The 21,067-nt window shown below is 39.4% G+C and carries 22 protein-coding genes; all 22 read left to right on the top strand.

Features of this window, described 5'->3' with window-relative positions; translation table 11 throughout:
• The first annotated feature begins 132 nt into the window (after positions 1-132).
• The 22 genes from rimP to M028_RS0116870 all read left to right on the top strand — a co-directional run bounded on the left by rimP (position 133) and on the right by M028_RS0116870 (position 21,028).
• Positions 133-603: a ribosome maturation factor RimP gene (gene rimP, locus M028_RS0116765; RefSeq protein WP_026574884.1), complete on the top strand. Its 471-nt coding sequence runs from the start codon at positions 133-135 to the stop codon at positions 601-603.
• 38 nt (positions 604-641) lie between these two features.
• Positions 642-1,766 (top strand): transcription termination factor NusA, encoded by a 1,125-nt coding sequence (gene nusA, locus M028_RS0116770; protein WP_026574885.1) that lies wholly within the window; start codon positions 642-644, stop codon positions 1,764-1,766.
• 19 nt (positions 1,767-1,785) lie between these two features.
• The gene (gene rnpM / locus M028_RS0116775) at positions 1,786-2,070 is read left to right on the top strand and encodes an RNase P modulator RnpM (protein ID WP_026574886.1); all 285 of its coding nucleotides are present in this window, start codon (positions 1,786-1,788) and stop codon (positions 2,068-2,070) included.
• Positions 2,067-2,369, top strand: a complete 303-nt coding sequence (locus M028_RS0116780) for a YlxQ family RNA-binding protein (protein ID WP_026574887.1) — start codon at positions 2,067-2,069, stop codon at positions 2,367-2,369. The genes rnpM and M028_RS0116780 overlap by 4 nt, the downstream gene beginning before the upstream one ends.
• A gap of 19 nt (positions 2,370-2,388) precedes the next feature.
• Entirely contained in the window at positions 2,389-4,662 is a 2,274-nt protein-coding gene (gene infB / locus M028_RS0116785; RefSeq protein ID WP_026574888.1) for a translation initiation factor IF-2, read from the top strand.
• A complete protein-coding gene (locus M028_RS0116790; RefSeq protein ID WP_026574889.1) occupies positions 4,659-4,940 on the top strand; it encodes a DUF503 domain-containing protein in 282 nt (93 codons plus the stop codon). Before infB ends, M028_RS0116790 begins: the two co-directional genes overlap by 4 nt.
• A 17-nt stretch (positions 4,941-4,957) precedes the next feature.
• Positions 4,958-5,329: a 30S ribosome-binding factor RbfA gene (gene rbfA / locus M028_RS0116795; protein WP_026574890.1), complete on the top strand. Its 372-nt coding sequence runs from the start codon at positions 4,958-4,960 to the stop codon at positions 5,327-5,329.
• Between the two features lie 52 nt (positions 5,330-5,381).
• Positions 5,382-6,302 carry a tRNA pseudouridine(55) synthase TruB gene (truB, locus tag M028_RS0116800; protein ID WP_026574891.1) on the top strand — a complete coding sequence of 307 codons (921 nt, stop codon included), beginning with the start codon at positions 5,382-5,384 and terminating at the stop codon, positions 6,300-6,302.
• A gap of 32 nt (positions 6,303-6,334) precedes the next feature.
• The gene (gene ribF, locus M028_RS30265; RefSeq protein ID WP_051591077.1) at positions 6,335-7,321 is read left to right on the top strand and encodes a bifunctional riboflavin kinase/FAD synthetase; all 987 of its coding nucleotides are present in this window, start codon (positions 6,335-6,337) and stop codon (positions 7,319-7,321) included.
• 134 nt (positions 7,322-7,455) lie between these two features.
• Positions 7,456-7,725, top strand: coding sequence for a 30S ribosomal protein S15 (gene rpsO, locus M028_RS0116810; RefSeq protein WP_026574892.1), 270 nt, complete (start codon positions 7,456-7,458; stop codon positions 7,723-7,725).
• A gap of 275 nt (positions 7,726-8,000) precedes the next feature.
• On the top strand, positions 8,001-10,118 hold the full coding sequence (gene pnp, locus M028_RS0116815) for a polyribonucleotide nucleotidyltransferase (protein WP_026574893.1): 2,118 nt from the start codon (positions 8,001-8,003) through the stop codon (positions 10,116-10,118).
• A gap of 258 nt (positions 10,119-10,376) precedes the next feature.
• Positions 10,377-11,327 carry a polysaccharide deacetylase family protein gene (locus tag M028_RS0116820; protein WP_026574894.1) on the top strand — a complete coding sequence of 317 codons (951 nt, stop codon included), beginning with the start codon at positions 10,377-10,379 and terminating at the stop codon, positions 11,325-11,327.
• Positions 11,328-11,392: 65 nt separating this feature from the next.
• Positions 11,393-12,631: a M16 family metallopeptidase gene (locus tag M028_RS0116825; RefSeq protein ID WP_026574895.1), complete on the top strand. Its 1,239-nt coding sequence runs from the start codon at positions 11,393-11,395 to the stop codon at positions 12,629-12,631.
• A 97-nt stretch (positions 12,632-12,728) separates the two neighbouring features.
• Positions 12,729-12,977 (top strand): YlmC/YmxH family sporulation protein, encoded by a 249-nt coding sequence (locus M028_RS0116830; RefSeq protein ID WP_026574896.1) that lies wholly within the window; start codon positions 12,729-12,731, stop codon positions 12,975-12,977.
• Positions 12,978-13,147: 170 nt separating this feature from the next.
• Entirely contained in the window at positions 13,148-14,050 is a 903-nt protein-coding gene (gene dpaA, locus M028_RS0116835; RefSeq protein ID WP_026574897.1) for a dipicolinic acid synthetase subunit A, read from the top strand.
• Positions 14,047-14,646 (top strand): dipicolinate synthase subunit B, encoded by a 600-nt coding sequence (locus tag M028_RS0116840; protein WP_026574898.1) that lies wholly within the window; start codon positions 14,047-14,049, stop codon positions 14,644-14,646. Before dpaA ends, M028_RS0116840 begins: the two co-directional genes overlap by 4 nt.
• A 170-nt stretch (positions 14,647-14,816) precedes the next feature.
• On the top strand, positions 14,817-15,872 hold the full coding sequence (gene asd / locus M028_RS0116845) for an aspartate-semialdehyde dehydrogenase (RefSeq protein ID WP_026574899.1): 1,056 nt from the start codon (positions 14,817-14,819) through the stop codon (positions 15,870-15,872).
• 34 nt (positions 15,873-15,906) lie between these two features.
• Positions 15,907-17,151, top strand: coding sequence for an aspartate kinase (dapG, locus tag M028_RS0116850; protein ID WP_026574900.1), 1,245 nt, complete (start codon positions 15,907-15,909; stop codon positions 17,149-17,151).
• 78 nt (positions 17,152-17,229) lie between these two features.
• Complete coding sequence (dapA, locus tag M028_RS0116855; protein WP_026574901.1) at positions 17,230-18,099, top strand: 4-hydroxy-tetrahydrodipicolinate synthase; 870 nt, start codon at positions 17,230-17,232, stop codon at positions 18,097-18,099.
• 160 nt (positions 18,100-18,259) lie between these two features.
• Positions 18,260-19,927, top strand: coding sequence for a ribonuclease J (locus M028_RS0116860; RefSeq protein ID WP_026574902.1), 1,668 nt, complete (start codon positions 18,260-18,262; stop codon positions 19,925-19,927).
• A gap of 106 nt (positions 19,928-20,033) precedes the next feature.
• Complete coding sequence (locus M028_RS0116865) at positions 20,034-20,795, top strand: ClpP family protease (protein ID WP_035424180.1); 762 nt, start codon at positions 20,034-20,036, stop codon at positions 20,793-20,795.
• Positions 20,792-21,028 carry a YlzJ-like family protein gene (locus M028_RS0116870; protein ID WP_026574904.1) on the top strand — a complete coding sequence of 79 codons (237 nt, stop codon included), beginning with the start codon at positions 20,792-20,794 and terminating at the stop codon, positions 21,026-21,028. Before M028_RS0116865 ends, M028_RS0116870 begins: the two co-directional genes overlap by 4 nt.
• The last annotated feature ends 39 nt before the right edge of the window (positions 21,029-21,067 follow it).

The following is a 21,067-nucleotide window of genomic DNA, read 5'->3' on the forward strand; positions in this document are numbered from 1 at the left end:
TACTAAGAAATACTCTCGAATCAAGGAGTGGGGCAACCCACTCTTTCTTGTTTGTAAATAGGGTAAATTGATAAAACTTTCCGTGAACTACATATAATATGGGTGAAAAAAGTCGGTAAAAGGAGGTTAAGCATGAGCAAAGTAACTGAAGTAGTAGAAAAGCTGGCAGAACCAATCCTGGAAGAACTTGGTTTAGAGTTAGTCGAGATTGAGTATGTAAAAGAAGGAAAAAGCTGGTTTCTCCGCATATATATTGATAAAGATCTCGGAGTCGATATTGAAGACTGCGGAGTAGTGAGTGAACGTCTTAGTGAAAAACTCGATGAATTGGATCCGATTCCCCATAATTATTTCCTTGAAGTATCTTCACCCGGTGCTGAACGTCCTTTGAAAAAAAGTAAGGACTTTGAAAAAGCAATTGGAAAAAATGTATTCATAAAAACATATGAACCTATTGATGGTGAAAAAAGCTTTGAGGGTCTATTACAAGCGTTTGATGGGCAGACCGTCATCATAGAGGTAAAAATAAAAACTCGCAAAAAAAACATTGAAATTCCTTATGAAAAGATTGCAAATGCACGACTGGCTGTTTCTTTTTCATAATTGAGAAATTTAAATAAAGGTTAGGGGGATACAAGAAAATGAGCAGCGAACTATTAGATGCTCTTACCATACTGGAAAGAGAAAAAGGAATTTCCAGAGATGTTTTAATCGAAGCGATTGAAGCGGCACTTATCTCAGCATATCGCCGTAATTTTAATCAGGCACAAAATGTGAGAATTGATTTGAATTTACAATCAGGATCAATGAGGGTTTTTGCTAGAAAAGAGGTAGTCGATCAAGTATTTGACCCGCGCCTTGAAATTTCAATTGAAGATGCACGAAGAATTAATCCAAATTACCAAGTAGAAGATGTAGTTGAAATGGAAGTAACACCTAAAGATTTTGGAAGAATTGCAGCTCAAACAGCAAAGCAAGTGGTGACACAGCGTGTTAGAGAAGCTGAAAGAGGTATTATTTATTCTGAATTTATTGACCGTGAAGAAGATATCATGACAGGTATCGTTCAAAGACTGGATTCTAAGTTTATCTATGTAAGCCTTGGCAAAATTGAAGCATTGCTTCCGGTCAACGAACAAATGCCAAATGAACGCTATAAACCACATGATCGTATCAAGGTATTTATTACAAAGGTTGAAAAAACAACAAAAGGACCGCAAATCTTTGTATCTCGTACACATCCGGGATTGCTCAAGCGCTTGTTTGAAATCGAAGTACCTGAGATCTACGATGGAACGGTTGAAATTAAATCCGTTGCCCGCGAGGCAGGAGATCGTTCCAAAATTTCCGTTCATTCCGATAATTCTGAGGTTGATCCGGTGGGTTCTTGTGTCGGACCAAAAGGAACACGGGTTCAAGCAGTTGTGAATGAGTTAAAAGGTGAAAAAATTGATATTGTGAAATGGTCAGATGATCCTGTTGTCTTTGTTGCAAATTCCTTAAGTCCTTCTAAAGTTTTGGATGTAATGGTAAATGAAGCGGATAAAGCAACAACAGTGGTTGTCCCAGATTATCAACTTTCCCTTGCAATTGGTAAACGCGGTCAAAACGCAAGACTGGCAGCGAAGTTAACGGGTTGGAAAATTGATATTAAATCAGAAACCGAAGCACGTGATTTAGGGATTTATCCACGTGAAGAAACAATCAGACTTTTTGATGATCAAGTTGACGACGATCATTTCGAATTCGAAGATGAATTAGATTAATTGGTGGAGGTGAATGATCGTGAACACGCGTAAAAAAGTTCCAATGCGTAAATGTGTGGCAACAGGTGAAATGAAGCCCAAAAAAGAACTCGTTCGCATCGTTCGCTCACAGGAAGGAGATGTCTCCATTGACCTGACTGGGAAAAAATCAGGCAGAGGTGCATATCTTTCAAAGGACAAGGAAGCTGTCCTTCAAGCCAAGAAGAAAAACATCTTATCTAACCACCTACAAGTTTCTATAGAAGAATCATTGTATGAAGAACTACTAGAGCTGATAGAGAAGGAGAACAGACTATCCAAATGAACCAGCAACAATGGATGTCATTGCTTGGCTTAGCCAATCGAGCACGTAAGATCACATCGGGTGAGGAGCTTACCGTCAAACAGATTCAGAGCGGAGGCGCAAAGCTCATTTTATTATCAGCAGATGCATCTGGAAATACAACCAAAAAAATTTCAGACAAGTGTAAATCGTATGAAGTTCCATTGAAAATAGTGGAAAATCGTCATCTTCTTGGCCATGCAATTGGCAAAGAAGCCCGCGTAGTTGTAGCTGTTTTGGATGATGGATTTGCTAAAAAACTGGTAACGTTGCTCGATTAATTTTAGCGGGGGTGAAAAAATGAGTAAAATACGTGTTTATGAATATGCAAAGAAACATAATGTTTCAAGTAAAGATGTAATTACAAAATTAAAAGAAATGAATATAGAGGTTTCTAACCATATGGCAACAATTGAAGATGCAGATATAGTAAAACTAGACGTAACCTTTAATAAAAACACTAGCAATACACAACAGAAACAAACAAAACCGCAACAGCAGAATCGTTCAAATCAAAGACCACAACAGCAGGGAGCGAAGCCACAGGTGCAGAGTAAAACAAGTCCAAAGGCTTTTGAAGATGATGACTCAAAAAATGCTGCTCCTAGTAAGGTAAAAGTTGTCTCTCCTCCAAAAACGGTTGAAGGTAAAAAGCAAAACCAAGAATTCCAATCAAAGGAAAACAAAGTTTTCAATTCAGGAAAAGGTAATAATAAAAAACCTTTTAATAATCATCAAAATCGCAATAATAATAACAATCGTAAAAAGAACCATACACCTGTTCAACAAGCACAGCCACAAAAGAAGAAAGAAAAAGAGCTGCCGGCAAAAATTACTTTTAGCGAATCTTTGACTGTTGGAGAGCTAGCTAAAAAAATATACCGTGAGCCTTCTGAAATCATCAAGAAGCTCTTTTTACTTGGTGTTATGGCGACAATCAACCAAGTATTAGATAAAGATGCGATTGAATTGATTGCAAGTGAATATGGAGTTGAGGTTGAAGAGGAAATCAAAATCGATACAACCGATTTAGAGGTTTATTTTACAGAGGATCCAACGGAAGAACTTGTAGAAAGACCAGCGGTTGTTACGATCATGGGACACGTTGACCATGGTAAAACAACTTTACTCGATTCTATCCGGAATACAAAAGTAACCGAGGGAGAAGCAGGTGGAATCACCCAGCATATCGGTGCTTATCAAGTAGTTGAAAACGGTAAGAAGATTACCTTCTTAGATACACCGGGACACGCTGCTTTTACAACGATGCGTGCACGTGGTGCAAAAATTACCGATATTACAATCCTTGTTGTTGCTGCAGATGACGGTGTAATGCCGCAAACGGTTGAGGCGATTAACCATGCGAAGGCAGCTGAAGTTCCAATTATCGTTGCCGTTAATAAAATGGATAAAGAAGCAGCGAATGCTGATCGTGTTATGCAGGAATTAACAGAGCACGGATTGGTTTCAGAAGCTTGGGGTGGGGATACTATCTTTGTACCACTTTCTGCAAAAACAGGGGATGGAATCGATAATCTATTAGAAATGATTCTCCTTGTCAGTGAAGTAGAGGAATATAAAGCGAATCCTAACCGAAAGGCTTTAGGTACAGTTATCGAGGCACAATTGGATAAAGGCCGCGGATCTGTTGCAACCTTACTGATTCAAAACGGTTCATTAAAAATCGGGGATCCGATTGTTGTAGGAAACACTTTTGGCCGTGTTCGGGCCATGGTAAATGATAAAGGACGCCGTGTCAAAGAGGCAGGCCCATCGACTCCTGTTGAAATTACTGGGCTTAACGATGTTCCACAAGCTGGAGATCGCTTTGTTGTTTTTGACGACGAAAAAACGGCACGTCAGGTTGGGGAAGCACGTGCACAACAGGCACTTGCCGCACATCGTGGCGAAAAGTCCCGTGTTAGCTTAGAAAACTTATTTGAACAATTAAAACAGGGTGAAATGAAGGACTTGAATGTCATTATCAAAGCCGACGTTCAGGGCTCAGCTGAAGCTGTTGCCGCTTCACTCATGAAAATCGATGTAGAAGGCGTTAATATCAAAATTATTCACAGTGGTGCTGGAGCGATTAACGAGTCGGATATTACGCTTGCTGCTGCTTCTAATGCGATTGTGATTGGTTTCAATGTTCGTCCAGATGCAAATGCAAAGCGTGCTGCTGAGGCAGAGGATGTTGACGTACGCCTTCACCGTATTATTTATAAGGTAATTGAAGAAATTGAAGCGGCCATGAAGGGAATGCTTGATCCAGAATTTGAAGAAAAGATTATTGGTCAAGCTGAGGTCCGCCAAACCTTCAAGGTTTCCAAAGTAGGAACGATTGCTGGTTCATATGTAACGGATGGAAAAATCACCCGCGATAGCGGCATTCGCTTAATTCGAAACGGCGTAGTCATCTTTGAAGGGCAAATTGATGCCTTAAAACGCTTTAAAGATGATGCAAAAGAAGTTGCACAAGGATATGAATGCGGTATTACCATTAAAAACTTTAATGATGTTAAAGAGGGAGATATCATTGAAGCCTATATAATGGAAGAAGTAGAACGGAAATGATCATCGGCTCAGCCGTATGTGAATGCATCATCTACGATGCCCATTCATTAAAGGATAAACGTTCCGTTCTGCAACGAATCCTAACTCGGTTAAGGCAAAAATTTAATATTTCTGTTTCAGAGGTAGATTTCCAGGATGTATGGCAAAGAACAAAAATTGCCATTGTTGTGGTTACCCAGGCAAAAGTTTCAACCGAACAGGAACTACAGAATGCGTTACGATTTGTTGATTCGTTCCCAGAGATAGAGAGAGCGATCACCGAGATTGAATGGCTTTAGATTAAGAGGTGAATGTGATGAGCCACAGAGCAAATCGTGTGGGAGAACAAATGAAGAAAGAACTGAGTGACATCATCGGACGTAAAATTAAAGATCCACGGATTGGTTTTGTGACGGTAACAGATGTCCAGGTTACTGGGGATCTCCAACAAGCAAAGGTATATATATCCGTATTAGGCGATGATGAACAAAAGGAGAATACATTAAAGGGTCTGGCTAAAGCGAAAGGATTTATTCGTACAGAGATCGGCCACCGTATTCGACTGCGCAAAACACCAGAAATCATCTTTGAATTCGATGAATCCATTGATTACGGAAATCGAATTGAAAACCTTCTTCATCAATTACACCATGAAGATAAACCACTTCAAAAAAATGATGAAGAGTAGATATCGATGGATAGACATTTGTCTATCCATTTTTTGATAGGGAGTGAATTTGTTGGAAGGTATTTTACCATTATTTAAACCAGCCGGAATGACGTCACATGATTGTGTATTTAAATTAAGGAAGATATTAAAGACAAAAAAGGTTGGACATACAGGCACGCTTGATCCGGATGTAACCGGAGTCCTGCCAATTTGTATTGGAAAGGCAACGAAGGTAGCAGAATATATCACAGATGCCGGCAAAGCGTACGAGGGAGAAGTAACAATCGGGTATTCAACGACAACTGAGGATGCATCTGGTGAAGTAGTTGAAGAGAAAAATGTCAACCGTTCTATTCCAAGAGAAGAAATACTTCAAGTCCTACAATCCCTGTCTGGTGAAATAGAGCAGACCCCGCCAATGTTTTCAGCGGTTAAGGTCGATGGTGTCCGCCTTTATGAATATGCCAGAAAAGGGATTGAAGTAGAACGGCCAACCCGGAAGGTTTTCATCAAATCCATTGAACTTCTTGATGACAGGGAAATATTTTCGGGTGACACGATATCCTTTCGATTTCGAGTAAGTTGCAGCAAAGGAACCTATATCCGAACCCTGGCAGTAACAATCGGTGAAAAACTTGGATATCCATCCCATATGTCAAAATTAACAAGAATTCAATCAGCAACCTATACGTTAGAAGATTGTTTAACTTTTGATGAAATAGGAAACTTAATGGAAACTGGAAGGATCAAAGAAATATTAAGGCCTTTGGAATCAGCACTTTCCCATTTGCCGAAATACGTAATTAATGATACAGTAGCAGAGAAAGTAAAGAATGGTGCGATTTTACCGATTCCAGAACATCTAAAAAATAGTAACGGACCTATAGTCACTGAAACTGGGGAGGGACAGGCACTTGCTATCTATACAGAGCATCCAGGCAAGCCCGGACTTATGAAACCAGTTAAAGTGTTAAGAAATGATCACGATTAATCAGGGTACGGTATAGAAAGAGTGAGTTTCAATTGGAAGTAAAGAAGCTTAATTTTCCTAATTTTACAGACATTAGTGGGTTACCGCCATTATCAATGGCTCTCGGGTATTTCGACGGAGTTCACCTTGGCCATCAACAAGTAATTTTAGAAGCCATGAGACAGGCGAAAGAACTTGGTTTGAAGAGCGCTGTCATGACTTTTGATCCACACCCATCCGTGGTGTTGGGGAAATCTGAGCAGCATGTCCACTATATTACACCATTATCAGAAAAAATTTACATCCTCGAAAAGATGGGGATTGATTATGTATTTATTATTCATTTTACTACAGAATTTGCAAACCTTCTTCCGCAAGAATTTATTGACCAATATGTAATAAACTTAAATGTTAAACATGTCGTGGCGGGTTTTGACTTCACATACGGAAAAATGGGAAAAGGGACAATGGAAACCATCCCTTTCCATTCAAGAGGACAATTCACCTTTTCCGTCATTCCAAAGCTAACCAAAAAGGAAGAAAAGGTGAGCTCGACCCGAATAAGGAATTTATTAAAAGATGGGAGAACAGCTGAGCTTCCCGATTTATTAGGAAGAAACTATACAACGGCGGGAACCGTTATTCATGGTGATAAACGCGGAAGGACAATTGGATTTCCTACCGCGAACGTGGATGTTGGGGAGGAATATCTATTACCTCCGCTTGGTGTTTATTCGGTGAGAATGAAGATAGATGGAAAGTGGTACAACGGGGTATGTAATCTCGGGATTAAACCTACTTTCAATAATGAAGCGAAAAAGCCCTCAGTTGAGGTTCATTTATTCGAATTTAATCAAATGATTTATGGTAAAGAGGTAAAGGTTGAATGGCATCAATTTATTCGCAAAGAACAAAAGTTTTCGGGTATTGAAGAATTGGTAGCGCAAATTGAAAGAGATAAACAAACTGCACTGAATTATTTTAAAAAATTCGACAAAGTCCCCGAAGATTGTAGTGAATCAACCACTTTCTTACATTAAAATCAAGGTTTCACTTGCATTTTAGACTGAAACATTGTATTCTTATTAACGTATTAAAAAACCTTTGCTTGGCAAGTCGATTCACCGACGCTTGCTCAGTAACAGGGGATTCATATTTTAGGAGGTGAATTAGGATGGCAATCACTCAAGAGCGTAAAAATGAAATTATCGCTGAGTATAAAACTCATGAAAACGATACTGGATCTGCAGAGGTTCAAATCGCTGTCCTTACTGAATCAATCAACAATTTGAATGAGCACTTACGTACTCACAAAAAAGATCACCACTCACGTCGTGGTTTGTTGAAAATGGTTGGTAAGCGTCGTAATCTTTTATCTTACCTACGTAACAAAGATGTTCAACGTTACCGTGTGCTAATCAATAAGCTTGGTCTTCGTCGATAATCAACAGAAGCGGGATTTTTCCCGCTTTTTTGTTAGCTTTTTAAAAGAAAATTGGAAACGTCTTAACCAGTCCCGATAAGCTCTAGAATTGTACAAAAATAAAGAATCCTCTATACATATTTAAAATCGCGAAATTATGTGCATACTATTCTTATATTTGAAATTTCTAACATAAGCTTTTTTACGGCTTTTTATATATGGAAAATGATGATTATAGCGAAAATATTTTTCGAATCATCCTCTGAAATGATTTTTGACCTGAGAGGGGTAACAATATGGAACATACGAAACATGAGTATTCCATGGAGTGGGCAGGCCGCAAGCTGACTGTCGAAATTGGACAATTAGCAAAACAAGCAAATGGTGCTGTCCTTGTCCGTTATGGTGATACAGCAGTCCTAAGTACAGCAACTGCTTCAAAGGAACCAAAAAACCTTGACTTTTTTCCGTTAACTGTAAACTACGAGGAACGTTTATACGCAGTTGGGAAGATTCCTGGGGGCTTTATTAAAAGGGAAGGCCGTCCAAGTGAGAAAGCGATTCTAGCCAGCCGCTTAATTGACCGTCCAATCCGTCCATTATTTGCTGACGGATTCCGTAATGATGTACAAGTTATCAGTATTGTAATGAGTGTGGATCAAAACTGTTCTACTGAAATGGCAGCAATGTTCGGTTCATCATTGGCATTAAGTACATCTGATATTCCATTTGAGGGTCCAATTGCGGGAGTCGTAGTTGGCCGTGTCAATGGAGAATTCGTAATTAATCCTACTGTTGAGCAATCTGAACAGAGCGACATCCACTTAACTGTCGCCGGTACAAAGGATGCCATTAACATGGTTGAAGCGGGTGCAAATGAAGTACCTGAGGAAACGATGCTTGAAGCCATTATGTTTGGACATGATGAAATCAAACGCTTAATTGAATTCCAAGAGAAAATTGCTGCAGAAATTGGCAAGGAAAAAATGCAAATTTCGCTTTACGAAATTAATAAAGAACTTGAAGCAGAAGTCAGAGCAATCTGTGAAGCAGATATGATTAATGCCATTCAAGTTCAAGAAAAACACGCACGTGAAGCTGCGATAACTGAAGTGAAAAAACAAGTTTTAGCTAAATATGAAGAACAGGAAGCAACGGATGAGAATTTAAAACAAGTTAAGCAAATCCTTGACAAAATTGTTAAGGGTGAAGTTCGCCGCTTAATTACTGTGGAAAAGATTCGCCCAGATGGCCGTAAAATTGATGAAATCCGTCCACTATCTTCTCAGGTGGGGCTACTTGCACGTACGCATGGATCTGGTTTATTTACACGTGGTCAGACGCAGGCATTAAGTATCTGTACACTCGGTGCAATGGGAGATGTTCAAATACTTGATGGTTTAGGTATTGAGGAAGAAAAACGCTTTATGCATCATTATAATTTCCCTTCCTTTAGCGTTGGAGAAACTGGCCCGATTCGCGGCCCGGGTCGTCGCGAAATCGGTCATGGTGCATTGGGAGAACGGGCACTTGAACCAATTGTTCCGAATGAAAAGGATTTTCCATATACGATTCGACTGGTTTCTGAAGTTTTGGAATCCAACGGTTCTACTTCACAGGCAAGTATTTGTGCAAGTACTCTTGCGATGATGGATGCCGGTGTACCGATTAAAGCACCAGTAGCAGGAATTGCAATGGGACTAGTAAAATCCGGAGAACATTACACTGTTTTGACAGATATTCAAGGAATGGAAGACCATCTTGGCGATATGGACTTTAAAGTGGCCGGAACCTCTAAGGGGGTAACTGCTCTTCAAATGGACATCAAGATTGAAGGTCTATCCCGTGAAATCTTAGAAGAGGCACTTCAGCAGGCGAAAAAAGGAAGAATGCAAATTTTAGATTCCATGCTTGCAACAATTAATGAACCAAGAGCTGAGTTATCAAAATTTGCTCCGAAAATTTTAACGATGGCAATCAACCCGGATAAAATCCGTGATGTTATTGGACCAAGTGGAAAGCAAATTAATAAAATTATTGAAGAAACTGGCGTTAAAATTGATATTGAGCAAGATGGAACAATCTTTATTGCATCTGCAGATCAGGAAATGAATCAAAAGGCTAAAAAGATTATTGAAGATATTGTCCGTGAAGTAGAGGTCGGACAAATGTACCTTGGTAAAGTAAAACGGATTGAAAAATTTGGTGCATTTGTTGAAATTTTTGCCGGAAAAGACGGATTAGTCCATATTTCTGAACTTGCAGAAGAGCGGGTTGGAAAAGTAGAAGATGTTGTAAAAATTGGTGATGAAATACTTGTCAAGGTAACAGAAATTGATAAACAAGGCCGCGTAAACCTTTCACGGAAAGCTGTTTTAAAGGAACAGAAAGAAAAGGCTGAAGAGCAGCGATAATGGATAACCCCGGTCTTGTCAAAGCTGCCAGACATTAGAAAGTCAGGGGAACCCCCTGACTTTCTTTTGTAAATATCTTTGAGAATTGTCCAGCTTCAGCGCCTAGCCCCTCGAGGTGCTTCGGCCCTGTCGATGAAGTCAAAAAACGACTTCACCGCCAGTGCCTCCAGCACTTGTCGGGGCTGACCAAGGCGCTTACGCTTTTAGTTCTACCTTGTCCCTTTTATTCATAATGTTTATGGAAGGGGGAACGGGAAGATGAAAAAAGTGGTTATATTTATGCTGATTTGTTTGGCTGGATGGGTCTCGGTAAATAATCCAATTGTAAATCCGTATGTAGATACCCTGAAGGATTCTGCAATGATGGTTTCAAAGCAACATTCCAATCCTCTTTATGAAAGCATTGTTAAAAATGCTCCTACATATGAGGTCCCACCTTCCAATGCCAGAGTTGACCCAGTTTGGAAGGCGATACCAGGTTATAATGGATTAAAGGTTGATATTTCAGCCTCCTATAAAAAGATGAAAAGTAAAAATCAATTTGATGAAAAGAAATTGGTTTTTACACAGATTTCACCGAAAGTGCACTTAAAGGATTTACCGCCTTCACCTATATATAAGGGCCATCCGGATAAACCAATGGTTAGCTTTATTATTAATGTAGCATGGGGAAATGAATTTTTATCGGATATGCTTGCAACCTTAAAAAGGCATCATGTTACCACAAGCTTTTTTCTGGAGGGCAATTGGGTGAAGAAGAATCCGGATCTGGCCAAAATGATCGTTGACGCCGGTCACGAAGTGGGGAATCACTCCTATTCCCACCCGGATATGAAGAGACTTACTGCCTCGCAAACAAGAGCGGAAATGATAAAAACGAATGAAGTCATTGAAGCGGCAACTGGGGAAGTATGCAAATGGTTTGCTCCGCCTAGCGGAAGCTACCGGAATGAGACTGTGACGGTGGCAAATCAGTTAAAAATGAAAACGGTTATGTGGACCGTCGATACTGTCGACTGGCAAAAGCCAACTCCAGATGCCCTTATTAATCGTGTAATAAGTAAAGTGGATAACGGCTCGATGATTTTGATGCACCCTACCGAGTCAACTGCTAAATCTCTTGACCGCCTCATTACTTTAATTGAGAAAAAGAATCTAACCATTGGTACTGTTTCAGAGTTAATGAGCGAGGAAAGAATAATGAAATAACATCGGAAGAGTAGCATAAAATATAAGTAATGAGGTTTTGAGCTGTTATAATCAGGAGGAATTCGATGATAAATAGATACACTTGTCAAAATGGAGTAAGAATTGTATTAGAACAAATTCCTACCGTTAGGTCTGTAGCCATTGGTGTATGGATTGGTACCGGATCTAGGAATGAGCATCCTGAAATTAATGGGATTTCCCACTTTTTAGAGCATATGTTTTTTAAAGGTACAACCACACGGTCTGCAAAAGATATTGCTGAATCCTTTGACAGTATTGGCGGTCAAGTGAATGCATTTACCTCAAAAGAATATACTTGTTATTACGCCAAAGTTCTTGATACCCACTCGAAATTTGCTTTAGATGTATTAGCTGACATGTTTTTTAATTCAACTTTCGTGGAAGAAGAATTAAATAAAGAAAGAAATGTTGTCCTAGAGGAAATTAAAATGTATGAAGATACTCCTGATGATATCGTTCATGACTTATTAAGCCGTGCCGTATACGAGGATCATTCGCTTGGTTATCCAATCCTGGGAACGGAAGAGACACTTAATACGTTTACGGGTGAAAAGCTAAAGGAATATATCCATGAACGCTATACTCCGGAAAATGTTGTCATTTCAATTGCTGGTAATGTTTCAGATGCGTTTATTAGTGAAGTCGAAAAATATTTTGGCTCTTACACTGGCGGCAACCATGAATCACGTGAAAATACCCCTGTTTTTCATTCGAATCAGATTTCTAGAAAAAAGGAAACAGAGCAGGCCCATTTATGTTTAGGTTTTGAAGGATTAAAGATTGGTCACGAGGACATCTATAGTTTAATTATCGTAAATAACGTTCTTGGCGGCAGTATGAGCAGCAGATTGTTTCAGGAAGTCCGTGAGCAGCGGGGGTTAGCGTATTCTGTTTTCTCTTATCATTCCGCTTATCAAGATAGTGGAATTGTTACAGTATATGGGGGGACAGGGGCTAAGCAGCTCGATTTATTATTTGAAACCATTCAGGAAACATTGGATAAGTTAAAACAAGATGGAATTACCGAAAAAGAGATTACGAATACTAAGGAACAATTAAAAGGAAGCTTGATGCTGAGTTTGGAAAGCACCAATAGCAGAATGAGCCGTAACGGGAAAAATGAATTATTGTTAAAACGTCATCGTTCATTGGATGAAATTATTGAACAAATAGATCAAGTAACCAAGCAAAGCGCTGATGAAATGGCAAGGTCCATTTTCACTAATCAATATTCCGTTTCCTTAATCAGTCCTGATGGAGAATTTCCAAAGGGCCTAAAATAAAAAGAAACAGTTCGAGAACTCGAACTGTTTTTTTTTAGTCTAATCTTGGACTTCCCCTTATAAAATAGAATATAGACAGTGAAGGGAGTCCGTATTGATGAGACTGAGTGAGTTAAGTGGAAAAGAAATTGTTGACGTGAAAAAAGCGGAGCGACTTGGAGTTCTTGGTCAAACGGATCTTGAAATCAATGAGGGAACAGGCCAAATTCAAGCTCTTCTCATCCCATCCCTCAAATGGTTTGGTTTTCGAAAACAGGGAGAAGAAATTAGAGTTCCATGGAATCATATTAAAAAGATTGGAACAGACATGATCATCATCGATATTCCTGAAAATGAGGATGAATAAACAAGTAAACTCAGGTTCAAAGCCCAAGCAAATGGATATTTGCTTGGGCTTTTTTTATGAACTAATCATGAATAACTCACAGATTGATGTTCTCCTACATAAGATGTTGAAGTGAATAGAAGAAACTGATTTCCGAATTGGATTTTTTTAAAAAGAAGGTGAATGTTTTCATGCTGACAGGGATGCAGATAGCCGTAATCGGTGGTGATGCAAGACAGCTGGAAATTATCCGGAAGTTAACCGAGTTAGATGCCAGATTATCGCTCATTGGCTTCGAACAGCTTGATCACGCCTTTACTGGTGCTGTTAAGGAAAAGTTAGATGAGGTGGATTTTTCTACTATAGACGCCCTCATCTTACCCGTGCCCGGTACGAATTTAGAAGGACAGGTTGAAACAATCTTTTCAAATGAGAAGGTTATTTTGACAGAAGATATGCTTTTGAAGACACCTGAACACTGTACGATCTATTCAGGGATAAGTAATGCATTTTTAAATGAAATCACAACTAAATCGAAGAGAAGACTTATCCAACTTTTTTCAAGGGATGATGTAGCTATCTATAATTCGATTCCTACAGTTGAAGGAACGATTATGATGGCCATCCAGCATACGGATTATACGATTCACGGATCAAATGTAACGGTTTTGGGCCTAGGAAGATGTGGTATGAGTACTGCTCGAGCCTTTCATGCCCTAGGGGCGAAAGTAAAGGTCGGTGCTCGAAAAAGTGAACATCTTGCAAGAATTACAGAAATGGGCGTAACACCTTTTCATTTAAGTAATCTTGTAAAAGAAGTGTCGGATACCGATATATTAATCAATACCATTCCGCACCCAGTGGTAAGTGCTGCAATCATTTCTAAGCTGCCTGCCCATACACTCATCATTGATATTGCCTCTAAACCGGGTGGAACTGATTTTAGATATGCGGAAAAGCGGGGAATAAAGGCATTGCTCGCACCAAGTTTACCAGGGATTGTAGCTCCTAAGACTGCTGGATTAATTCTCGCAGATGTTCTGACACAATTACTTCAGGATGACCTATTAAATAGAAAGGGGAAAGAAAAATGAGTTTAAAAGGAAAAAGAATTGGCTTTGGATTAACAGGGTCACATTGTACGTATGATGCTGTATTCCCAGAAATTGAAAAACTAGTGCAAGCAGGTGCCGAAGTCGTTCCGGTAGTGTCCTATACCGTAAAAAGTACTGACACCCGTTTTGGCAATGGCGAAGATTGGGTCAAAAGGATAGAAGACCTTACCGGTAATAAGGCCATCGACTCCATTGTTAAAGCAGAGCCGCTGGGACCCAAAATGCCTCTTGATTGTATGGTCATCGCACCGTTAACAGGGGTTTCCATGAGTAAATTCGCAAATGCTATGAACGACAGTCCTGTTTTAATGGCAGCTAAAGCAACACTTAGGAATCTTAAGCCGATTGTGCTCGGAATTTCTACGAATGATGCGTTAGGTTTAAATGGAGTAAATTTAATGAGGCTGATGGCTACCAAACACATTTATTTTATTCCTTACGGACAGGATGATCCGATTAAAAAACCAAATTCAATGGTAGCAAGAATGACAATGTTAATGGAAACGGTGGAAGCTGCAATTGAAGGAAAACAGATTCAACCCGTACTGGTTGAAAGATTTCGAGATGATGTTTAATTGTTCCCTCTTTCGTATGAAAATGGTTATTTCTTTTAAAGGAATATGTTAGAATATATAAATAATTCATATGCTGGAGATGGTTATTCTCTTCATGCGAATTGTTTTAACTAATTAGATTATTTCCAAAAGAAATAACTGGATAAGAGATTGAAAGGGGTCTTATAGTAATGAGTCAGCAAAGCGGATTTAACGTCGCAGTAGTCGGAGCAACAGGAGCAGTTGGACAGCAGATGATCCAAACCTTAGTAAAGGAAAATTTCCCTTACAAGAAATTACTATTATTATCTTCAAGCCGTTCAGCAGGACAAAAAATTGTCGTGAACGGTGAAGAATATACGGTTCAAGAAGCGAAGCCTGAGAGCTTTGAAGGTATTGATATTGCTTTATTTTCAGCAGGCGGCAGTGTTTCCAAAGAACTTGCGCCGGAAGCCGTAAAACGCGGGGCAATTGTTGTTGATAATACGAGTGCATTTAGAATGGATGCCGATAAACCATTGGTAGTGCCGGAAGTTAATGAAACAGATTTACACCAACATACAGGGATTATTGCCAATCCAAATTGTTCAACTATCCAAATGGTCGTTGCCCTAGAACCAATTAGACAAACATTCGGTCTAAAGAAAGTTATTGTTTCAACTTACCAAGCCGTTTCAGGTGCAGGTGCAAAAGCTGTGCAAGAATTAATGGATCAAACGAAATCTATTTTGGCAAATGAGCCAGTGGAACCAAAAATTTTACCAGTAGGCAGCGATAAAAACCACTATCAAATCGCCTTTAATGCCATTCCGCAAATAGATAAATTCCAAGAAAATGGTTTTACCTTCGAAGAAATGAAAATGATCAATGAAACGAAAAAAATCATGCATTTACCAGAATTAGCTGTATCAGCTACATGTGTCCGTCTTCCAGTTGCAGTAGGTCACTCTGAGTCAGTTTATTTTGAAATTGACCAAGAAGGTGTAAGTGCAGAAGAAATTAAGGCATTATTAAAAGATGCACCAGGCGTTGTTCTACAGGATGATCCGGAGAACCAAGTTTACCCAATGCCGGCAAATTGTGTTGGAAGTAATGATGTATTTGTTGGAAGAGTCAGAAAGGACCTTGATGAAGGCAAAGGTTTCCATATGTGGGTCGTCTCTGATAACTTACTAAAAGGCGCTGCCTGGAACTCTGTACAAATTGCACAAAGTTTAGTGAAACTTGGTTTAGTGAAAGAAAAATAAAGTTTTCATAAAAAGGCAGGTTTTGAATGTCAACATGAAAATTATCGTGCAAAAATTTGGAGGTACATCTGTAAGGGATGAAAAGGGCAGGAAACATGCTAGTGTTCATATTGAAAAGGCGTTAAAAGACGGTTATAAGGTAGTCGCAGTGGTTTCAGCAATGGGAAGAAACGGGGATCCTTATGCAACGGATACCCTTCTTTCCCTAATTGGCGGGAATAACAGTAAATTAAGTAAACGCGAATTAGATTTGCTAATGTCCTGCGGTGAGGTCATTTCAAGTGTTGTTTTTACAAGCAAGTTGCTTGAGTCAGGAATCAAAGCAGTCGGATTAACCGGCGCCCAGGCGGGTTTTCGTACAAATAGCGAACATACAAATGCTAAAATCGTAGAAATGAAATGTGATCGGCTTTTAAGAGAATTGGAACATGCTGATGTGGTTGTCGTGGCAGGGTTTCAGGGAGCAGCAAAAAATGGGGATATCACAACGATTGGCAGAGGCGGCAGTGATACTTCTGCCGCTGCATTAGGTGCTGCCCTGAATGCGGAATGGATTGATATTTTTACCGATGTAGAAGGAGTTATGACCGCTGATCCCAGAATAGCAGAAAATGCTAGGCCGCTTTCGGTTGTTACTTATACCGAAGTATGCAATATGGCCTATCAGGGGGCAAAGGTGATTCATCCAAGAGCGGTAGAAATTGCGATGCAATCGAAAATTCCCATTCGAATCCGCTCGAATTATTCTGAAAGTCTCGGGACACTCGTAACAACCTTAAATAAAGAAAATCGCGGCAGTGATATTAAAGAACGGATTGTAACCGGAATCGCTCATGTTTCCAATGTAACGCAAATTAAAGTTTTTGCCAAAAAAGATCAATACTACTTGCAAGCCGAGGTTTTTAAGGCAATGGCAAATGAAAATATTAGTGTTGATTTTATCAATATTTCTCCGAACGGTGTCGTTTATACCGTGACGGATGAGATGACGGATAAGGCAATCAAAACTTTACAGGATTTGGGTCATGAACCTGTTATTGAACGTAACTGTGCAAAAGTTTCCGTTGTGGGTGCTGGAATTGCCGGTGTCCCTGGGGTGACTTCCAAAATCGTTACTTCGTTGTCTGACCATGGAATTCGAATTTTGCAGTCAGCTGATAGCCATACCACCATTTGGGTTCTCGTCAAACAAGAAGACCTAGTCAAATCAGTCAATGCACTGCATGATGCATTTCAATTGGAAGAAGAAGCAATTGAAGTATATCGAAATGAAATGTAAAGTGTAAACTGTATGAGGTATAGAGTCTATATAAGAGACTCATTCTAACCCGGCAATCAAATGGAAGGAGCTTTGAAAATGGTTCATTTTGGTCGAGTATCGACGGCGATGGTGACTCCTTTTGATATGAAGGGGCATGTTGATTTTTCAAAGACCACTCAATTAGTCAATTATTTGATTGAAAATGGAACTGATTCACTTGTAGTGGCTGGCACAACAGGTGAATCTCCCACATTATCAAAGGAAGAAAAACTTGCTTTATTTGCTCATGTTGTCAAAGTTGCTGCCAAGAGAGTTCCGGTTATAGCCGGGACTGGCAGCAATAATACGTATGCATCCATTGAACTCACCAAAAAAGCAGAAGAACTTGGCGTTGATGCAATAATGGTTGTGGCACCATACTATAATAAACCAAATCAAGAGGGATTATATCAGCATTTTCAAGCAGTAGCTGAAGCAACATCTCTACCTGTGATGGTTTACAATATTCCAGGAAGATCCTCGGTCAATATACTTCCAGAAACAATTATTCGACTTTCTAAAATTCCCAATATAGTTGCAGTAAAAGAAGCTAGCGGTGATTTAAATGCAATGACCCATATCATTGCTAATACAGATGAAAACTTTGTTTTATACAGTGGTGATGATGGTTTAACATTGCCAGTTCTGTCGATTGGCGGTGCCGGTATAATTTCGGTTGCGTCACATATAATTGGAAATGAAATGCAAGAAATGGTAAAGGCCTATTTTGATGGGGAGAATTCTAAAGCAGCGAAGCTCCATCAGCAATTGCTTCCTATCATGCAAGGCTTATTTGCAGCACCAAGTCCTGGTCCGGTCAAAACAGCGTTGCAGCTTAATGGGTTAGATGTAGGTTCAGTAAGGCTTCCATTGGTCCCATTAACCGAACAGGAACGCACCAGATTGACGGCGCTCTTAAAAAAGTAATAATTCAAAAAATCCAATCGATTTCCGGTTGGATTTTTTAGTTTAAGGGAGTAGATAGCCTCAAATCGCAGAATATGGTTGTAATGATTTTCGTGTTTCAAGTATAATAATCATAACTGATTTCGGTCGGCATAAATAACGTAGGAGGATTCAAACATTGATCACAAGCAAAAAAAATAATTCCATTAAGATAATTTCTCTTGGTGGTATCGGAGAAATCGGAAAAAATATGTACCTTGTCGAAGTGGACAAGGATATATTTGTCATTGATGCCGGCTTAATGTTCCCCGAGGAAGAAATGCTCGGTATCGATATCGTAATTCCTGATATGACCTATTTGACAGAGAATAGAGACAGAGTAAAAGCCATTTTCCTTACCCATGGTCATGAAGATCATATTGGTGCACTCTCTTATTTATTAAGGCAGGTAAATGTTCCGGTTTATGGCATGAAATTAACATTAGCTCTTGCAAGCGCGAAACTTAAAGAACAAGAATTTAACGGAACACCAACGTTTATTGAAGTGGATTCCGATACCATTTTAAACTTGAATTCTGTAGATATCAGTTTCTTTAAAACGAATCACAGTATTCCGGATTCTGTTGGCGTTTGTATTCACACTTCTGAAGGTATTATCGTTTATACGGGTGATTTTAAATTTGATCAGGCCGCAACGAAGCTTTATAAGCCTGAAATTGGAAAAATGGCTGCGATTGGAGATAAAGGAGTACTATGTCTGTTGTCGGATAGTACAGAAGCAGAAAAGCCAGGCTATACCACCTCAGAGGCAATTGTTGTAAGAGAAATGTCCAATGCATTTTATAATGCACCTGGAAGGATTATTGCTGCTTGTTTTGCATCTGATATTAACAGGATTCAGCATATTTTTGATTCTGCAATAGAAAACCGTAGAAAGGTTGCGGTCGTTGGGAAAAGCCTTGAACGAATTTATCATATTGCACTTGATTTAGGTTATTTAGAGGTTGAAGAAGATTTAATCATCCCCATTAGTGAATTAAAAGACTATAAAGACAATGAAGTAGTCATTTTAATGACAGGAAACCAAGGAGAGCCAATTGAAGCCTTGCAGAAAATGGCGAAACAAACGGCTAAATTCGTCAATATTCAACCGGGTGATACCGTTTTAATTGCTGCTTCACCATTAAGGGGAAGCGAAGTGTTTTTAGCGAAAACAGTTGATATGCTGTTTAGAGCGGGAGCAAATGTCATTTCGGGTAAACGGACCATTCACGTATCCAGCCATGGAAGTCAAGAAGAATTAAAATTTATGATTAACCTGATGAAGCCTAAGTATTTCATACCCGTTCATGGAGAATACCGCTTGCTTCAAGCACATCGGAAATTGGCACTGGAAATTGGCCTCAAGAACGAACAGATTCTAATCCCTGAGCGTGGAGAAATCGTTGAAATAAAAGATGGGAAGATTGGTTTTAGCGGTAAAGTGCCTTCAGGGAATGTTCTGATTGATGGGATTGGTGTCGGTGATGTTGGAAATATTGTATTGCGGGATCGAAAACTTTTATCCCAGGATGGCATATTGATTGTGGTTGTTACCTTAACAAGACAGGATAAAAAAATTGCAGCCGGTCCTGAAATTATATCACGAGGGTTTGTTTATGTTCGCGAATCAGAAAAGTTGATGGATGATTCGACAAAATTGGTTCGTGAAATCGTGGAAAGAAATATTGCAAAGGAAACCTTCGAATGGTCAAGCCTAAAACAGGACATCCGCGATGAACTAAACCGCTATTTATTTGAAAAAACAAAAAGAAGACCGATGATTTTACCAATCATCATGGAAATTTAGTTTTAAAGGCACTGGAAATTTTCAGTGCCTTTATTATTTGAAAAAATAGCATGAATTTCAAGCAGACGTCAATACTAAAGTCATCATGTGTGAAGGGAGTCTAGGGATGGATATTTTAAATAATATTTTTCGAAATGAATCCGAAAATCCAGATGGAGGGGAGCCTCAAAAAGAGGAAAAACCATCTTCGAATTTAATAGAAAAAATTCAACAGCTTGGTCAAACCAATGTTCCTCAATTATCATCTGACTCGAGAATCCACTGTTTAACGATTGTCGGACAAATAGAAGGTCATTTAGCATTGCCGCCGCAGAATAAAACAACGAAGTATGAACATCTCATACCGCAGTTAGTAGCCATTGAGCAGAATCCCAAAATTGAAGGAGTGCTCATTATTTTGAATACGGTAGGCGGGGACGTGGAAGCAGGTCTTGCCATTTCAGAAATGCTTGCAACGATTTCAAAACCGACTGTTTCTGTTGTGTTGGGAGGAGGGCATTCTATTGGGGTACCTATTGCCGTTTCCTGCGATTATTCCTTTATTGTAGAAACCGCAACGATGACCATCCATCCAATCCGCTTAACAGGGCTAGTTATTGGTGTTCCTGCAACCTTTGAATATTTAGATAAAATGCAGGAGCGGGTTGTGAACTTTGTTACAAAACACTCAAAAATTACCGAGGATACCTTTAAAGACCTAATGTTTGCAAAGGGCAATCTGACTCGGGATATTGGAACAAACGTAATTGGTGCCGATGCTGTAAAAAATGGTCTAATTGATGAAGTTGGCGGAATTGGCGCTGCGATGAAAAAGTTAAATGAATTGATTGATTTACAAAAAGAAGAAAAAGAAGGGCTGATTCAATGATTCTTTATACGATGATGCCGCAAGAACTTATTTTTCCAAGCGAAACAGAAGCTTTCTCTAAACAACAAATGATTAACTACCAAGGGGTTCCACTATTGGTGGATATGATGGATCCACAAAATGTTCAGGTAATCCGTGTACTAAGCAGTGATCCTCAGCATTTCCTAGACGATCGATTTTGTCCGGGAGCAAAAATTTCTTTTTCGTACAGTGAAGGTTTGTCCGCATTCTAACAGGCATTATGGTATAATTAGGACAAGAAGACAAGAGCA

Origin of the sequence: Bacillus sp. UNC438CL73TsuS30, from assembly GCF_000482325.1 — a bacterium.
Classification (GTDB): domain Bacteria; phylum Bacillota; class Bacilli; order Bacillales; family Cytobacillaceae; genus Neobacillus.

Bases quoted from the DNA above. Each gene is read 5' to 3' on its own strand.
- rimP (WP_026574884.1), top strand. From the start codon at position 133: ATGAGCAAAGTAACTGAAGTAGTAGAAAAGCTGGCAGAACCAATCCTG.
- nusA (WP_026574885.1), top strand. From the start codon at position 642: ATGAGCAGCGAACTATTAGATGCTCTTACCATACTGGAAAGAGAAAAA.
- M028_RS0116780 (WP_026574887.1), top strand. From the start codon at position 2,067: ATGAACCAGCAACAATGGATGTCATTGCTTGGCTTAGCCAATCGAGCA.
- infB (WP_026574888.1), top strand. From the start codon at position 2,389: ATGAGTAAAATACGTGTTTATGAATATGCAAAGAAACATAATGTTTCA.
- M028_RS0116790 (WP_026574889.1), top strand. From the start codon at position 4,659: ATGATCATCGGCTCAGCCGTATGTGAATGCATCATCTACGATGCCCAT.
- rbfA (WP_026574890.1), top strand. From the start codon at position 4,958: ATGAGCCACAGAGCAAATCGTGTGGGAGAACAAATGAAGAAAGAACTG.
- rpsO (WP_026574892.1), top strand. From the start codon at position 7,456: ATGGCAATCACTCAAGAGCGTAAAAATGAAATTATCGCTGAGTATAAA.
- pnp (WP_026574893.1), top strand. From the start codon at position 8,001: ATGGAACATACGAAACATGAGTATTCCATGGAGTGGGCAGGCCGCAAG.
- M028_RS0116820 (WP_026574894.1), top strand. From the start codon at position 10,377: ATGAAAAAAGTGGTTATATTTATGCTGATTTGTTTGGCTGGATGGGTC.
- M028_RS0116825 (WP_026574895.1), top strand. From the start codon at position 11,393: ATGATAAATAGATACACTTGTCAAAATGGAGTAAGAATTGTATTAGAA.
- M028_RS0116830 (WP_026574896.1), top strand. From the start codon at position 12,729: ATGAGACTGAGTGAGTTAAGTGGAAAAGAAATTGTTGACGTGAAAAAA.
- dpaA (WP_026574897.1), top strand. From the start codon at position 13,148: ATGCTGACAGGGATGCAGATAGCCGTAATCGGTGGTGATGCAAGACAG.
- M028_RS0116840 (WP_026574898.1), top strand. From the start codon at position 14,047: ATGAGTTTAAAAGGAAAAAGAATTGGCTTTGGATTAACAGGGTCACAT.
- asd (WP_026574899.1), top strand. From the start codon at position 14,817: ATGAGTCAGCAAAGCGGATTTAACGTCGCAGTAGTCGGAGCAACAGGA.
- dapG (WP_026574900.1), top strand. From the start codon at position 15,907: ATGAAAATTATCGTGCAAAAATTTGGAGGTACATCTGTAAGGGATGAA.
- dapA (WP_026574901.1), top strand. From the start codon at position 17,230: ATGGTTCATTTTGGTCGAGTATCGACGGCGATGGTGACTCCTTTTGAT.
- M028_RS0116865 (WP_035424180.1), top strand. From the start codon at position 20,034: ATGGATATTTTAAATAATATTTTTCGAAATGAATCCGAAAATCCAGAT.
- M028_RS0116870 (WP_026574904.1), top strand. From the start codon at position 20,792: ATGATTCTTTATACGATGATGCCGCAAGAACTTATTTTTCCAAGCGAA.